Genomic DNA, 18,518 nt, shown 5'->3' on the forward strand with positions numbered 1-18,518 from the left:
TGGTGTAGTTTGGGTTAGGTAAAATGTATTCCGTGCTCTTTTAACAAACTAAAAATAATGATTTTACCTCAATGGTTCGTAATGACAGTTCTGAGGTCAATATTCCCTTTTAAATTAAACAGTCTATGTATGAGTTATGTCAAATTATATTTTAATTTCTAACGACTTTTTTTACTGTAATCAACCCATCTATATTTATCAAAACAAGGTAAGTACCGGATTTTACTTTGCCAAGATCCAGATAGTCTTGGTCATAAGCTTCCATCATTTTACGTCCCATTATATCCACGACAGAGAGATGAACTGTTCTGCCTCTTATGCCCTTAATATATAATATATTTTCAGTAGGATTGGGGAATACCTCTATTCCATGTAAAAAGTTATTCTCTTGAACGCTGACATTTTGTACTGAGAAACAATCTGACGTATCTATACAACCTTCTCCCTCGATAATCAACGCATAGTTCCCGTTTTGAGTAGGGGAAAATGTAGTGTCTGCTTCACCAGGGATAAGGCTATCTCCATCGCAATTGTACCAACTAAAGTTATACGAACCGGGAAGTGCCTCACTGTAATCCCAAGCAAAGACTGCGGAAGCAGTGTCCAAAGTAATTTGAGCAGGTAATATAGGGCAGGATTTGAACTTTAATATGAAGCAATCGTACCTTCTTCTGTTCAGGGTTACCTTAGCAGGGTCATAAGGATTAAAATTTATATTTCCGGAATAATAGCCGCTTATGTAAATTAATCCTTCAGCTGTCCTGTCCATGCTCAAAATACGATCATTGCCGTTGCTACCGAAACCATGCGCCCACGTCAATTCCCCTGTAGAATTGTGTTTAGCTAAAAACATGTCCCTGGCTGATTTGTGACCCAAAATTATCCCATCAGGTTTTCCTGGTTCCAGTTCGAGGTCGCCATCATCAAAATATCCTTCCACATAGACATTTCTTTGATCATCCACAACTAAATCTACAGCGCGATATTGTTCCCCGGAAAGATCACATCGATATGCGTGTGACCAATCTAACGCCCCATTGGAATCGAGCTTTTCAATAAACCAGCCCTGATCTGCAGAAGGTCTTTGAACAGCTGGTCCCGGATCAAAATCCACATTACTCCCTTTATATGATCCAGCTAAGTAAATATTATTGGCACCATCAGTTTTGACATCCGCTATTTTACAGAAACTATTGCTTGTTGCCTCGATTAAGGTAACTCTTTTATAAACTCCTTCTGGAGTAAGTTGCAAAACGAAACCCGAGAAATTACTCCCGCCTGCAGAAACATTTGCGACACCTGTTCCAGGATCAAAGTCTGCCGTTCCTTTTAAAGAGCCGACCACCACTGGTTCTTGATTATGGTTTAGGGTAATACCATTCGAGAGCAGGTCCTCACTTCCCTTAATGCTCCTTATCCACAATTGTTGCCCATCACTATTCAATTTTTGAATATAAAAATCTGATTTTCCGGGGGTATGAGGAGTTATCGTATCATAGACAGATGGATCAGGATTGGCATCAAAGGGCTGCCTGAAAAAGCCAACGGTGTAAATATTATCAAATGAATCTGAAACCATGCTGGATATTGCAATAGATTGACCTGTATGAACGCCTGCCCATACAAAATTTCCATGGCTGTCCAACTTCAAAATATAGGGCGAATTTAAGGAAGGAATGCCTTCTACATAATAACTACTGTTGGGACTTGGATCGAAGTCCAGAGAATCATGAGAAAACACTCCTGATATTACCATCGAATTATCAGATAATATCGTTAAAAGTAAACTCGTTACCAATTTCGGACTTGATAAGGTTTTAACCCAAATCAGATTCCCCTCCTGATCTAATTTTTGTACAAACATATTGGAGACATCAACAGGAGCTATCTTAATGTCCAAACCTGGACCCGGATCAAAATCAACGGTATCATGAAATAGTCCAACATTGATTATATTACCTTGATGATCAACTCTGGTTTCCCAAAGTATTTCATATTCCGATCCTCCGAAAGTCTTCACCCAATCTACTTCTGGGATTTGAGCTACTGACTCCCAACTTCCTAAAAATAAAACAATAATAAAAAATGATACATATAGACGTTTACACATAATCAAAAAGTTTAAACTTAACTTAGATAAGTTGTTATAAAGTTTTTGCGGAGCATCACAATAAAGTAGTTGAAAGTGTAATGGCTGCTGAACTTGTCCCTTTCGTGATATTCATAAAACACTCCGCCTTCTCAGGGGCTATACAAGAAAAATTAATGAATATAATACAGTTGTTAACTAATAAACCTTCTTTACAAAATACCTATTTACTCTTCTGCAAATAATCACTCTTTTTAGCTAAAAGATAATCTTTTCCCCCTTCAGTAAGTCTAATCTTTATACTGTCAAACTTGGAAAAGTCATAAGTAGTATATAAAATAAAAACTCCCTCATTCTTTGGTAGTAATGATATAGTATCCTTATAAGGAAAATCTGTTATTGGACTTTTCTCCTGACCATTTTTGAAGAAAATAAGCCTCTCGTACGATAGGATAGTATCTAAACCAACGGTAAATCTCCAATCGGAGTTTGAATTGTTTTTTAATAAAACCCTATTCATATAAAAAGTAGTATCTCTGTCATCCATATGGATTAACTCTACACTTTTACCTTGCTTTGCATCTTTGCAAGCCGCACAAGCCAATACAAAAATTAGAATTATATATCTCATAGCTTTATCGAACTCCATTTTGTTTAAGAAAGTGTTTGATCATATTCTGATGCATAGGCGTCATTTGCTCTGCCGCCCTAAGATAAGGGGCTGAGTATTTAGGCACATGCATACCTCCTTCATGGTTCAAATTGATAGTGCGATTATCATGCCTTGGTAATTCATTGTAATTACCCCAAAAATGCTTTGAGGCTTTAGCAATATATTGATGTTGTATCTCATGGGCTGCTATATAGCCATACCCGTACAAACGAGATTCTTCATTATTAGCCCGACCGGTATTACGGTCTACTGAATTCTGATTTACGTAAGTATCTTTGATGGATTGATAATCCTGACTTTCCATAAAAACATATGGATCTGTACTACCCATATCACCATATTCTGACATATTATCTCTTAGAGATATCACAGCATCAGTCTTAATTAGCTTCAAATCTTTCGCCTCATCCGAGGATATCACTTTGTAATCTAAGCCTGTAATACCATTCTTCTCATTGATATCACGAGTATGATTCATTACTGTATTAGCATCTTCTGGACTAAGATCATAATTAATAAAATACACTGTCGAATCTCCATTCGGATCAATTAGATTCACCGGATTGTTCATCGTAAAATTATACGGTGTCCATGTGGGATATTTGGCTGCCAGCCTGTCGACCGATAGCCACATACTTATTTGGGGGTCGTAATAGCGCATCCCGTAATAGTAACTTCCTGCCTCCTCATCCAACTCCTTAGCATTAAACTTATATCCTGTTGTTTTACGTATATTTTTTAATAACATTAAAAAACTGATTTACTGTTCTTTAGCTCCTCAGTACTTATTTCTTCCTGATGGTACACTACCGAGAACCGGTATTATGGCAGGGTTTCTTGTTATTCTATCACCCCTCGCCTTTTGGCTTCTCCTTTAAGCCAGTCATTCATTTCCCCTTCATAGGCCTTCAAGTACTTTTTAAACTCCTGCTCTTCATGTTTAATGAAGTTTCGAACTGAATCCTCGCCTTGCTTCCACATAAAGTCTATATCACAAATTGGATAGAGAGCTTCTTTATTAATGATAAGAACACCTGGACAATGATATGGCCTTGCTAGATAATAATTGCCATTTGCCTTGTTAAAGGTTCTCTTATAAGCAAATGAAAAAAGTACTTCTACGGTATCCTCCGAAAGATTTTTTTTAGAGGTTTCTACTGCAGAGGCCTCAATAAAGTCAATGGGCGGTGGCTCTTTATCTGTTCCATCAATAGCTTTCTTGTTATGGTTTAGGGCATAAGTTATCCATTTCGCCTCTCTAATCATCGGGTCTTCGTTCGAAGACATACTTTTACAACCTAAAATAAATATGAATCCTGAAAAAAGGAGAATTTTACCTCTTAAATGCATTGCGACTGTGTTTTATTTTAATTCCACCTTAATTGTAGAATATCAATTCATTTTTTCTAATGACTACAGAAGGAGCTTCCAAGAATTCTCTTTGGTAGTGTTTTCGGAGAAAATTAACATGGTTGAAATTTATTTCGCATTCTTCAGTTCAAGATACGGAGAATATGATTTAGTTTTTAAAGACCTTTTTCACTGTAGTCAACCCATCGACTTCGATCAGAACAAAATAAGTTCCGGACTTCAGTTCGCCTAGGTCAATTAAGTCCTGATTATACGTTTCCAAGACCTTGTGACCCAATATATCCATTACAATAAAACTAGCAGCAGGCTCATTTAGACCCGCTACATGGAGAATATTACCTGTAGGATTTGGAAACAACTTTATGCCTTGTAAAGGCGCTCCGTCTTTCAGGCTTACATTCTGAATAGAAAGACATTCTGAAGTATCTATGCAGCCCTCTTTCTCAATGATTAAGGCATAATTACCGTTTTGAGTTGGTGAAAATGTGGTATCTGTTTCATCTGAAATTAGGCTATCACCATCGCAACTATACCAACTAAGATGATAAGAAGCCGAGTATGCATCCTTATAGTCCCAGGTAAGAATAGCTGTATTGGGGTCTAATATAACTTCTGTGGGTAGGGTCGGACAGGATTTGAATTTCAATACGAAGCAATCATATCCTCCCCTGTTTAAGGTAATATCGTTGGGATCATATAAGTTAAAATTTATGGCCTCGGAATAATAGCCGCTTAAATAAATACTACCATCAGAATCCTTGTTTATGCTTAAAGCCCGATCATTCCTGTTGCTGCCAAACCCCTGTGCCCATTCTATCTTGCCATGCGAATCATGTTTGGCAATGAATATATCCCTGGAACCATTGTGATTTAAGGTTTTTCCACCGGGAATTCCCGGCTCCAGTTCAAGGTCACCATCATCAAAATAGCCCCCTACATAAACATTCTTATAGTCATCTAACAGTAATCTCAATGAGCGGGTCTGCTCAAGTAAGAGGTTACTCCCATAAGGATGTGCCCATTCCAAAGACCCGTTGGAATCAAGTTTTTCTATAAACCAACCCTGATAAACAGGAGAGGATGCAGTGTCTTGACCAGGATCAAAATCCACATCATTTCCTCTATAAGACCCTGCTAAATATATATTATTGATATCATCTGTTTCAATATCGACAATCTTACAAGAACTGCTGGCAGCCGCATTTATAACAAAAGCATCTTTATATGCTCCTGCCGTGTCAAGTTGTAAGATAAAGCCCGAGAAATTATTTCCACCGGCGGTTATATTAGAAACTCCTGATCCGGGATTAAAATCGGCCGACCCTTTAAAAGATCCGACAATTATCAGTTCTTGTTTTTGATTTAAAGCAATCCCATTTGAGATTATATCTTTGCTGCCTTTGATGGTTTTTCCCCACAACTGGCGCCCTGCACTATTCAGTTTTTGAACAAAAAAATCAGATTTGCCAGGTGTGTGAGGAGTTATTGGTGTATAAACAGATGGGTCGGGGTTGCCATCAAATGAATCACTAAAATTGCCAATAGAATAAATATTATCTAGTGTATCTGAGATTAAGCTATTCATTATTACGGAACCACTATGAACTATAGCCCAGATGAAATTTCCCTGATCATCCAGTTTTAAAATATATGACGAATTCATAGTCGAGCTACCTTTCAAATAATAACTATTACTTGGGCTTGGATCAAAGTCTATGGAATCGTAAGCAAATACACCATTTACGACTATCGAGTTATCTTTTTGTATAGAGACATTATTACTTGTTACAAACTCCGGACTTGATAGCGTTTTAACCCATAACAGATTACCATTGGCGTCCAATTTTTGTACAAACATATGAGATACACCAGGAGGAACAATCCGAATGTTAGACCCTGGACCGGGATCAAAATCAACTGTATCACTAAATAAACCCACATTAACAGTATTGCCTCGATAATCAACCTTACTCTCCCAAATCATTTCATAATCCGAACCTCCAAAAGTCTTCACCCAATCTACTTCCGGAACCTGTGCTACAGAAGCATAACTACTTAAAAATAGCGAGACTAAGAAAAATAATATGTTTAGAAATCTATACATTTTAAAAAGTTTATATGTGAACTCTAATATAATACCGCAATGAATCGCAACAGAATTCTCCAATTCATCAAAGTTATATATCAGGAGTCAATCTTACTCTATAGAATTGTGTGTATCGCACCCCCTCCCTCTTCAAAATATCTTTATCAATAAGTTCTGAACGCATCTTTATACCTTCAATAACACGACTCATGTAAGATATGATTTCGTCGTCACATCTTTTCGTAGTAGATCTATTCAATTCCTCGCAGTATAAGCTATCCCCACGGAAAACTTTATAACCTTCAACTTTGACATCTTTTATCTTGATTTTAGAATTTAATGTATCTACTTCTAGAAGAAAGAAACCTCTTAAATCCAACGTATCTTCCTTGGTCACATTCAAACTAAAAGAAAAATCTTTGGAATTAGGATTTTGAGCACAACCCATATTATTTCCAAAACACAATATCAAGATTAAATACATTAACCTTAACATCTTGCGATTAACCTGTTTCATATCTCTATTTTATTAATGGATAGAATGATCTAATCATCGATTGCTTCTGATTACTCCTTCTCATAGGATAAGAGTTATAAATACCTAATTCATTCGCCTGTGCGCCACTTTTGAAATTCTTAACGGTCGAATTAAACTGTGATTGATTAAAATCGCCAGACCATAACAAATTCTTAAATGCGCCTTCATAGTTATTCCCTGCTTGGTTATTCTGCCCTAATCCTGATGATGACCCTCCTGTCATTTCGCCAGTATTAAATGAGTATTGCATAGCAGTTGACTTACCAAATAAGTAAGCTTCAACTTCATTGTATATAGATGCACCTCCCTGACCCATTTCCTGTTGATAGCCATGGAAAGATTCATGTGCTACATTCTCTAAATTATTTGAATTACCCAAATAAGCTGTTCCTCCTTTAGAACCATTTTCATTTCCAGCAAAACCTACCGTCCCTTCCTGAGATTTTTGGTTGGTATAGTCATAATCTGCATCGGATGAAATCAACTCACTAAGCACTACGTCTCCGTTGTCAGTCTTATTCATTTTATTGAATTGCTCTACCATTTTACTGGTAAATTTATCTTCTCCCTCATACTTCATTCCTTGTGTATATTCAGTCCTACTACCATCTTCACCTACTATCCAGATTTTACGACCGTCCGGATCAATAAGATTAATGGGATTATTGGCTACAAAAACATACGGAGAAAGTGTAGGATATTCATGAGCCAGTGGATCTACAGACATCCAAAAACTTCCTTGAGGGTCGTAATATCTCGCCCCGTAGTAGTACAATCCCGTCTCCTCATCCAATTCCTTCGCATTAAACTTATACCCTGCTGCCTTACGCTTATTTGAAAATACTCACGAAGCCTTTAAATACAATTGAAGCTTTAGTTCATGAAATACTATGTACGCATGCAGTTGAGATTTATCCGATTTCCTTTTATTTGGGAGGCTCATTTTTTATAATACCCTTCATTCAAGCGATATAATCCCGTTACGTCGAGTTCTTTGAATTTGTTTTCTTCAGGCGAAAAAATCCATGCTCTACGTATTCCTTGAGATTTCGATGCTAGGGCCTGTTTATTTACTTCAATAGCAATTACAAATAACTCTTTACTTTCCTGCTCAATCGACCCAAAATCTACGTACTCATTCTCATTTAATTGACTTAATTTAAGTAAATCCTTCACTATTAATTTTTGATCTTTTTCTGTCTTATATGTCTCCTCCTGACAGAGAAGGATGAACTGAGAATTTGTCACCGTGTCTTCATATAGAAAACTATAATAGCCATCACCTAAGTTAAGTTCTCTTAAAGAAATAAAGTTTTTGAATAATTTGGTCTTTTGTAAATTTTCTAAAGATTTTCCTTGAAAATCACTCTTCATATTATCCGACCCATCTTTACAAGAAACAATACCAAAAGAAAATATGATTAATACTTTAACTAAATTCAACATTACTATCTGCTTTAAATTAATGCTTTCTCGCAAACCCCTTAATTGGCGCACCTTTATACATATAAAAATTTCTGACTCTATTTTCAAAACTCTCCACCAATTGATTATGATTAGAAACACCGGGTTGCTTAACATGCAAGTAAGCATGTCCACCTATTTCATGAATACTTGTTAACCCTGGATAATACGGCCTTTCTGCTTGATATCGTGCATTACCAAAAGGATCAGTTCCAATTTTTCGCTGAGGGTTTCTGGCTATGTAAACATTTTGCTCTGTACCTATTCTTTCTCCTGTTTTCGAATTTTTTATTGAATATGGAACAGTAACACCACCTGCTCCTCTATCGGCTAAACTCTGGTTGATTTCAGAAATATTCTCTTCAAAATTAACAACTGAGACATTTACCATGTCACTTTCAGAAATAACTAAAGAGGAATATCTATCAATTACATCCAACTGATCCTTATTATATTTACTCCTATCAAAATTTTGATCAAATGTAACAGCTCCCTTATCTTGATCGTAACCGAAGGGATGAGATTCCCCAAGAGTGGATGTTAATCCTTGATTTATTATATCATACCCCTCTTGCGAAGTCTTTACACTATCCCCATTCGGATCAATCAAATTAACAGGGTTATTCATTGTGAAATTATATGGGGTCCAGGCGGGGTATTTGGCTGCCAGCCTGTCGACCGATAGCCACATACTGATTTGGGGGTCGTAATAGCGCATCCCATAATAGTAATTATCCGTCTCTATGTCCTGTTCCTTCGCATTGAAAAGGTAACGACTTTCGAATTGCCCCCGGTCATGATCTTCGTGCAAAGCTTCTCCCCATGGACTGTACCAAAAATACTGATGTCCGTAACCAGGACGGTTGCTTACCCACTCGGTATTTCCCAAATAATCGGGGTGGTACCAGTACATTACCTGTATTTGTTCACAAGCGATGCCATATTGTTCGCGGGCATGAAAGATACTTTGTTCACACAAGCATTGTTCATCCCCTTCACATCCGTCCATCTCTTCTTCAAGTCCACCGGCAAAGGGTATGGCCTCCTGTAGAATGGGAATCGCCAGGAATTCATTATAGTCTATGGATTCAACGGTAAACCCTTCCATCAGTCCTTGCTCCTGCACATCATATAAAATATCATCCAGGTTCTTGATTGAACCCGAAGTCGTTTCCAATGATGGTTCAAGGGTACCTTCGTAAATAGCTTCTGTTACAATATAGCTTATCATGGAGCTGGCGACTCTTTGGCTGCCCATATAATAGTGCTTGCTTCCCTCTGTGGTTTCATCATAATGTGTCACTACATAATATGGATTGAGATAAAAAGTATAGCTGTCCATCACATACTCAGGATCTCCACCTTCTCCATTTGTTTCTCCATCAACCTCTCGCATATTTCCCTTTAGTATCCTTTCTCTATTTTGGTCATATAAATAGTGTTGCGTACCATATAATGGATTAAACGAAGCATTGAGTTGCTGCATTTCATCCCATTTATAATAGGGAGGTTCAAAAAGGGCAAATTCAGAATTTATTTCGACCCCGGTTACGCTACCCTCTTCGTTGTAGGAATAAACATTTTCAAAAGTCGTTTCCCCAAAGAATGGATCGTCTACAACCTGACTGATATAATCTATCTGGTGCCGCTTGTTCTCGTCGTTATATATGTAGGTCATATCATAATCATACTTAGTAGGGGCCTCATCAATCGTATGGGTCTGTAGTTTTTTACGGATCCTTCCATCGGCGTAATATTCCATACCCACATTATATTCATGACTGGCATCGCCAGTAAAAGTAGCTGACCCGGATGCATTTGAGAGTCTACTTAAAGCATCATAGGTATAAGAAAAATTGTAGCCTCCCCCCAATTCATTGGAGGTTAATGGGCTTTGATATACCCCGGAGCTATTGTCAATACTTTCCACATTGCCCCGGTCACTATAGGCATATTCTTTGTCCAACATTGGCATTCCATCTGCGTCATGCAGCTCGGAATATTGTAACCTGCGGGTAAACCCATTATAGGTAAATTGGGTATGGGTATTGTTTCCGTATTGAATCTCTGCTATATTCCCAAAACCGTCATATTGAACCTCGCTTACAATATCTACTGTTCCTCCCGGACCGGCTATACGACTAAAACTCTCCAATTCACCCGCATCGGTATAGACATATTCTACCTGTTCATTGTCCGGGTACTTGATCCAACGCATACGTCCCCAGCTATCGTATCGGTAACTCATTTCATATTCCCTAAACCCTGCATTGGGTATCCCGATATTGGTGTATTCCCAAATTAGGTTACCCAGTTCATCGTATTTATATTCTTCCGTTTTGAAGTTATTACCCTGTATTATTTCTACGATCCTGCCTGCACCGTTTTTCCCATCGCCGGGGGAACCGTAGGTGTACTCAACATTATTCACATCGCCGGTATAACCTGTGCCTGGAGGCATAATTTTCTCTTTTAAACGAAGATAATCATAATTCATCACTATGCCGTCCGGGTTTTCAGCAGTAATGGCCTCGATAAGGTTCCCCGCCAAATCATATTGAAATTCTGAAATTCCACGGTCAGGGTGGCTTTCCTGGGTGGTGCGGCCAAAATTATCATATTCATAGGTGGTTATTTCTCCTATAGGGTCTTTTACTGTTTTTAATTGCTTTAGGGGATCGTAATACATCTTTGCCAAAGCATATCCGTCACTACTTAGGGAGGTCCCTATAATATTTCCGCGAACATCTTTATATTTTCTCGAAATAAACCCTTCTTTACTTGACTCCGTATAAAAGTCCTTTTCATTTGCTTGAATAATCCCCGTGCTCCAATCATAGGCAAAACCCGTCATTACACTATCGTAGTCTTCATTATATTCCACCAGTTCTTTTATCCTGCCGGCATAGTCATAACGTTTCTTGTAAAGCAGGAAGGAAGAGGGCGAGAAATCCATCACCCCGGGTGACACACTATGGTTCTCCAAATGGGATATTGTTTTTTTAGCTTCCCTTCCCAGGTAATCATAGGCGATCATACCCGAAACTTCTCTTTTTATATTACCAGACTGGGAGGCATCTTTTTTCACTTGTATGACCCGTTGCATACCATCCATAAATGTCGAGGTTTGCATTGCCGTGGTAATCTCTGGACGCCCGTCCAGATCTGCCGGTTCAGAACATCCCCCCTCAAGGTCACCTTGCCCTTCTCCAGAAGGTTCTTCCGCTACATCCATATTGTGGTAGGTAAAGGCCACCGGGACTCCATTTCCACTGACCGTGCCTTCCGGAAAATAAGCAAAGGACATTGTGGGGGCCGACGAAGGATCTTCAAACTCCCTCGGGCCGAATACAGACACCAGACGGGATTTATCATCATACCGGTAGGCTATGCTATGCCCATTAACATCCTTTTCTTCCATCAGGTTACCGGTCTCATAATCATATATCATACAGCGCTCTTCTCCATATGAAAGGTTGTTGATATGTGTTACATATTGCTCCACTTCCGTGTCATAGTCATATTGAACTCGAAGTCTTTGACCATCGTCATTAACCGGCCCAATTACCTCGATAACATTTCCTTTATCATCATAAGTAACATCCGTTTCGGCATAATCCTCGTCGTTTAAATAATTCCATATAAGGGACGGTGCCTTTTGATCCTGAAGGGCTTCTACTTTTACATACCTGCGAAGGCTATCATCATCGGTACTGCCAAAATACACCTTGTGCCATTTCAGCATATTGGTTTGATTGCGCGCCATAGTCGGGTTATAGTATTCCATAACGGCAATCAGGGCGCCGTGATAGGTGGTATTGTACCTGGCCCTTTTCCGGTGTATGGTATCGGAAACTTCCTTTCGAAAAACAATTTCAAATTGCGTGGCCTCCGTATATAAACCACTGCTATCATAGCACGGATTGTTTTTAATATTATAGATAAAATTAGAATCGAAATGACCCGGGACACAATAATCTATGGGATCAAAGCCCGAATTGGAAATCGTGTGACAAACCATGCCCGTTTCCGGATCTATCGAGCCTGCATCAAAAGGACTGTTGCCATTAGTGATATCTGAGAAAAAGAACTCCAGGGTATCATATTCATAAGAAGTAACGATCATCGGCTCGAGCTCTATGCTATCACCCATACCGGTGGTGGGGTCACTGGCTTCCTGCATATACCGCTTCACGTTAAAATAGGAGTCATAGTTTATGGTATCTTTTGTGGTAAAGAAGGTCGTGGAGTCTTCAACCTGGGGCACGGATATTTTCTTGATCACACTTAAGGCCGGGAATACGGTTTGGGTTTCCCCAATGGCGTTCCAGTCCACGACATTGGAAGTGGCCAGTCCTGTATTTTGATCTACTTCCTTATAGACATAACGGTTCTCCCGGTGCTCCATGAGCTTTATATAGTGGTTATACACCCATTGATAACCACCGCCCTGTATGTCTACTTGTTCCAAAACTTCTTTGTGATATAAGGTGTAGTGATCTTCGGTTATGCCTTGCATATACTCAAAACGTTTGCGATAGCCTGGATCATTTTTTAAAGGTTTAGGATAATCCGTTACTTCCGTTATGTAAATCTTGGGGTGATCCTGGATCGGTTCCTCTCGATTGGCCTCATATCGGGTTTCCGTACGCGTAAATCCCAAGAACGACCTTTCCCTTCGGCTTTTCACTCCTCCGTCATAGGCAAAATAGTAGTGAAGCGTATCGGTTCCATCGACATCTTCACCACTTCCATTTTGAATATCCAGGCCATCAAATACATCCACTTGGCGCATGACCCATTTACTATTGGGCATATCCCAGATCATTCGGTCCCGTTCTGGAGTATCATGGGTCTGTATCCGTGTTGGGTAATCTCCGTATTTATTGCCTTCCTGCCCATAGTCGATAACAAAGCCACCACCGAGCGGATTGGTCACTTCCTTGAGCAGATTTTGCTTGCCCAGCTTACTCTTGTAAATTTTGAGATTTCCCTTATTGTCGGTTTCGATAAAATCCAGGACACCATCCCCGTTCATATCACGCAGGGAAGAACTAAGTTTATTGATCGCAAAATTTCCCTGCACCCCACCTGAAATTGATACTTTCAGTACGGCCAGTAAAAAAAACATTACATAGAAGGAGTATGTGCCTGCAACATTTGCGGAAATACCCAAGGCATCCGATCTGTTTAAATTATCCAGTTCATCAATAGAAGCTTCGGTATAGGTTTCAAACCCTGTACCCGTATTTAAGGACACGGAAACATTCCCCCCTGAAACAGATACCTGGTCAGGCAGTCCATCCCCATTGAGGTCAATTAAAAGTCTCTTCGACTTTCCCCCGGATCTACTCAAACCTATCCCCCCGCTAAAACTCATGCCGGTACTTTCAAACCCGTTATCCATGTTGCTATAAGAGGCCCCCAGGCTAAATGCCAGGTTAGAGGATTGGTTATGATTGGATGTTCCGATATCGACAGGAGACTTCAACCCTTTTCCGGTATTGAGTTCTACATCTGTTCCGCTGTTTCCACTACTGATCCGGTCCGCCAATCCATCTCCGTTCATGTCCTGCCATTCCACCTTGGTATAATCCTGCCCAAAATTTCCGGACGCACTATTTCCCACATCCTGAAAACGGGGGTCTTCATTTAAAAATTTCCCCGATATGCTCCGCCCCAGGTTATCGGAGAGAGAATAACCAAGGCTTTTGTCCGGGTCATAGCTATATTCTGATCCGTAGCCGCCCAGGGCATCTGTTACCTGTGCTCGTAGAGCAGATTCTGACCTCAATATGTCCGGGTATCCATCCCCGTTGATGTCCATGGCAGAACTCAAGCTCCAATTCCCATAATTGGAAGAGGTAAATGTCTTGGAGTCCACTACCGGGCCGCTTCCCCAACTCATTCCTAAAGATAATCCCCTGCTTAGGGGCAAGGCTGTAGAAGCCCCATAAGTGGGGTCCGGTACCGAAGGGGATTCCGGATCTCCAAGAGGTTCTTCTTCGCCAAGTTTTCCCGGTGCGGTTATTCCCATATGGGAATACGTTCCCACGTGAGTGCCCAAGGCAATCCAACGATCCAGGTATTCCGGGTTAGGTGATAGGGAATAACTTTTAATATAATCTCTTAACTGACCTTGATTTTCCCCGCGCTTTGCCGATAAGGGAAAAAACTGCCAGTCCATAGGGTTCATGTCATCTTTAAGGCTACTCATCGTCGAGGTATCGGGAGTCGATTCATCACTGTAGTCGTTATTTTCAGCAACATCCTGTGCCGGGATATATAACTCGGAAGTGAGAATGGGATCAGCTACAGAGTCGCTCCAACAAAATTGTCCCCAATGTAGAAAGTAGTCTTGAAGGACATTATGGTCACGGTAATAGATATTGAACTCTTCTGCCTCTTCGACAATAGGCCCTCCACTACTATACAAATTTACACTTGCTGTTTCCCGCAGTAGCTGTGCTACTTCCTTGCTATCGGTATAAAATTCCGCATAGACCTCATTATCTTCTGATCCAACGGTAAAATCGTTGTTTTCTGTTATTTCTCCGGGGGGTATTTCTTCCCCCGGCTCGTCACCCCATTCCGGAACGTGAAAATATTGGATGCCGTCGCCAGGGGTCAACAGGATCATGATCTTGGTGCCCAGCCCATCTTGTGGAGAAACTGAAGCTACCCCTTTTTGCTTGGTTACGAAGTAAAGCTTATAGGAATCCGGTGCATTCTCATCATCAAATAAGCTTTCTATAATACTCTCATCTATTGAAGGAGAGGTCATATATGTATTTGGTCCTTCAACCAGCAAGGGGGCATCCATTTTCTCTACCTTATTCCAGTTTTTATAGTATACTACCGGGTAGAAATGTTTCTCCATATTGCAGTCACCCGAAGTGATTGTGATTTGCGGCCTCCAGGAAATTTCCTTCCATTTTACGTTGGAATGGCTAAAAATTTCAAAAGAGAGATCACAGACGTAATGTGGTTCAAAACCCGGAATATTGGATAGATCCAAAATCTCTTCACTACCAAAATAATCTACAAATTGTGACGGGATAGGATTTCGGGTATTGCCCGCCGCTATTTTCATTTTGTATACATACTCATCAACCAGGCTATTGTTGGTAGGATCACTAATCCTCGCATAGACCCGCAGGATTACATCATCAGTAAAAGGACCCGCAGAAAAAGGTGGCCAATTAACGCTAGCTAATTCATCCCCTCTGAAAGATACCCCTTCGCCAGCCGATAATAAAAATCCATCTTCGTAAGTGGAATTGAGATAGTCGATGCCATTGGGATCGGTTTTTGAGAGGTCCCCTTCGGCCAGGTCAATGTATTCTACTTCCGGGTTCCATTCTACCAGGTCATCATAGCCATTTTCATTGGCCCTTACCCGGAACATCAGAAGATCGCCACGGTCTACCTGTGTTACTTCTGTTATTTCCTCGGGTACCGTTGGATATAATGACCTCATCGGTATTAGAAAGGAATTGTTTTGTTGAACCCCTACTGATACCTCATCTTCGGACTCCCGTAAAAGTTCTGCCCAACCATTGATTTCAATTTCCCCATCAAAGGGAGCCTCCCATACCCTAACAATTTCAAGGTCTTTGAGAACCTCGTCTGTATCTTCGCTTTGGGCCACGGCCACACCTTGCTTAACCACATTGGGAGTAGAAATGCTACTGACAGAATATTTGATATCTCCATTGGCATCTACTCTACCAAAGTGCACAACTCCATTCTCCCCGCTTCGACCGCTTACCACATCTGAAATACCATCGGCATTATAGTCTGTAAGATAGGTGGAGGTAGACGATTTTGTCCGGTTCCAGTTCATTCCGAAATAAAAAATATTAAGCGGCAAAGCGAAATCGAAACCATAAGTAAAGCTACTTCCGCCCGAACGTTTCAAACGCCCTCCATAGTTTACGGTTTTATAATTTCCAAACTGCAATCCCCCGGAACCATTTCGCTGCAAAGGAAGAAAGCGGGTTTTCCCCTGATGATTGTATATAAGGTCCGGTAACCCATCCCCATTAACATCACTAAGGGTATACTGGTCTTTATTAAAGGTTTGGGAATATCCCAATCGCCCGGAAAATGTAAACGCTTTATTCGGCACATCTGTTAACGGCGCTACACCAACTCCTATAGATCCATTGGTACCCCATCCCAGTGTAGTAGTGGTACTGATGGGCGAAGGATAGGCCTGCGTGCTTAAGGGGGCGGTCAATGAGGACACTTCAGAAGGAATATCCCCCAGCAGACTATTATTAAAATACGATAGGTTAATTGTTTCTGCACCGCTGTATTCGAGGGTACCTTCATAATATTTAAAATTGTGGTCATAAAACAAACTCCCTTTTCGATACTCTTCTACCGATGTCAAAAGGGTTTTAAACATTGTAGTATCATCATTCTTGTAATTGAACTCAAACCGCTTGACCTCTTCACTGTCATACATCACGCGGATTTGCTCCAATAAACGGTCATCCAGTTCCGGAAATCCAAGGTTCATGGTTACTTTTCCATCTCTACGCGTGCCCGAAGCCAGGTCAAATTCTATACTATACCTTCCACTGGTAGACTCATGGGAAGTATATTGTATGCTAGATAAAACCTTGCCCCTGGCACCATTTTTTATACCGCCGGACCCGCTGATATCAGAATAGGAATAGGTCATAAAATTCCCCCATTTGTCTTTTACTTTCTTTAAGTACCAGCGGACAATATCTCCGGAAGCATTTGAGCTATTTCGCAGCACGGCATCTTCGGCTACAGTTGATCCGTCTGTTGTACCATAGTAAAAAGTAGTATGATTGGCGGTTGTCTCTATCCACCGGTAATCGGAAGTACTGCCCCCCTTACGCACAATTTCCTTATATGAACTCTGTACATGCTCAAAAAAACGGACATCGCCACCGGTACGGGTTGTAGGGTTCCGGTTTCCTTTGTATCCTCCCTCTTCCACCAGCGAATTACCGTTTAACATATAAACTTCAGCTTGCTTAGTGGGAAAAGTAGGCACTCCCCATCGCGAGTCTATACTTACACTCGGAATACTAATATTCCATCCCATTCCCATCCATCCTGTGCCGGCATCGCTGCTATAGGTTAGATTTAGGTTTGGGGCCATCCCATTACGTCCCTCCGGGATTTCCAATGGATACTGAATACCTGCCTCGCCGGTATTGCTGATGGAAGGAGGCTGTATGATGTTCATACCGGCAGCTGGATTAGCAGCCTTAATATCGGACATGGCAGTGGGGACATGTGCCTTGGCTTCCGGCATTTCCGGAGCTGTAATCAAACCGGCAAAATAATTGGTATTGGAAGGAACACTCCCCTCCAGGTTCGTTTTGGCCATATCCACGTGCTCTACGTGTGCAGGTTTCCAGACACGATCTTTTTTATTAAAATAAAAAATCTGAACCTCAGCAAGGCTCTTCCCAGAAGCCAGTATTTCTTTATTTACCCCAATGGAAACCTTTACAGTCTTTTCGCTTTGGGATTGATAAAAATATCCCCAGGCATTGCGGCTCACATTGCGTATACCGTCGGGAATCGATGGCATGTCCACATCCCTTAATTTAAAGACATGCCCTTCCTTTCCTTCCATTACCTTAAAGTCTTCCTCCTTCGCCTGAATCCTTTCTTCTTTCAGCATATCTCCCGCTTTCATTGTCTCATTTGAAAGTTGGAGGCGCACATTTTTAATCGTTACCGGGAACTTATAAAAACGGGACAGGCTAAATCGCACTTGATTGACCCCCTGTTTAATCTCCGTGCGATCCAGTTTTTGACGAATAGTTTGCCATTCCGTACCCGGCTTTACCGGTGATCCAGTATACACGGGTTCATTGTTGACCGACTTGGGTATACTCAGCCCATCTTCCAACCCCCGGATTTGGTATTCGAGATATGCGTACGAATATTCCCTTATATCTTTGTCAACTTCTATGGCAAAGAAATCATTCACGGGAAGTCCCATCGGATCTTTTTCGTGTTTACCGAGGTAAGCTTCGGCTTCTTGTGCATTAAAAATTAAACGGGAAGCACCGGAGCTTCTTTTTACTGCATTTTCCTTATTGTAACGATTAGGCGAAGCTTTGGGATTTTTTGTTACTCGATTTCTTTCAGGAACTTTGGTTATTCTTACAGGACTTGTTTTCTCAGTCGGAAAATGTATTACAGCCCTTACGCTGGCGACCAAATCATTCCCCAAAAAGAAGAATATCAATAAAAAGGACGCGATTTTTGTTATAATATCTTTATTGTTCATGATAGG

The 18,518-nt window shown here is 40.5% G+C and carries 8 protein-coding genes and 1 pseudogene; all 9 read right to left on the bottom strand.

Annotation, left to right across the window (positions count from 1 at the left end; genetic code table 11):
- Window positions 1-151 precede the first annotated feature (151 nt).
- Window positions 152-2,110 (bottom strand): T9SS type A sorting domain-containing protein, encoded by a 1,959-nt coding sequence (locus ECHVI_RS09585; protein WP_015265771.1) that lies wholly within the window; start codon window positions 2,108-2,110, stop codon window positions 152-154.
- A 202-nt stretch (window positions 2,111-2,312) separates the two neighbouring features.
- On the bottom strand, window positions 2,313-2,738 hold the full coding sequence (locus tag ECHVI_RS09590; RefSeq protein WP_015265772.1) for a hypothetical protein: 426 nt from the start codon (window positions 2,736-2,738) through the stop codon (window positions 2,313-2,315).
- On the bottom strand, window positions 2,725-3,510 hold the full coding sequence (locus ECHVI_RS09595; RefSeq protein WP_015265773.1) for an RHS repeat-associated core domain-containing protein: 786 nt from the start codon (window positions 3,508-3,510) through the stop codon (window positions 2,725-2,727). Before ECHVI_RS09595 ends, ECHVI_RS09590 begins: the two co-directional genes overlap by 14 nt.
- A gap of 92 nt (window positions 3,511-3,602) precedes the next feature.
- Window positions 3,603-4,112 (bottom strand): hypothetical protein, encoded by a 510-nt coding sequence (locus tag ECHVI_RS09600; protein WP_015265774.1) that lies wholly within the window; start codon window positions 4,110-4,112, stop codon window positions 3,603-3,605.
- Window positions 4,113-4,281: 169 nt separating this feature from the next.
- Window positions 4,282-6,237, bottom strand: a complete 1,956-nt coding sequence (locus tag ECHVI_RS09605; protein ID WP_015265776.1) for a T9SS type A sorting domain-containing protein — start codon at window positions 6,235-6,237, stop codon at window positions 4,282-4,284.
- Window positions 6,238-6,310: 73 nt separating this feature from the next.
- Entirely contained in the window at window positions 6,311-6,736 is a 426-nt protein-coding gene (locus ECHVI_RS09610; protein WP_015265777.1) for a hypothetical protein, read from the bottom strand.
- Window positions 6,737-6,740: 4 nt separating this feature from the next.
- Window positions 6,741-7,571 (bottom strand): annotated as a pseudogene (locus ECHVI_RS09615) (RHS repeat-associated core domain-containing protein); the annotation flags it as partial.
- 125 nt (window positions 7,572-7,696) lie between these two features.
- Window positions 7,697-8,203, bottom strand: a complete 507-nt coding sequence (locus ECHVI_RS09620) for a hypothetical protein (protein ID WP_015265779.1) — start codon at window positions 8,201-8,203, stop codon at window positions 7,697-7,699.
- Window positions 8,204-8,219: 16 nt separating this feature from the next.
- Entirely contained in the window at window positions 8,220-18,512 is a 10,293-nt protein-coding gene (locus ECHVI_RS09625; protein WP_015265780.1) for a SpvB/TcaC N-terminal domain-containing protein, read from the bottom strand.
- Window positions 18,513-18,518 lie beyond the last annotated feature (6 nt).

This window comes from Echinicola vietnamensis DSM 17526, assembly GCF_000325705.1.
Taxonomy (GTDB): Bacteria; Bacteroidota; Bacteroidia; order Cytophagales; family Cyclobacteriaceae; genus Echinicola; species Echinicola vietnamensis.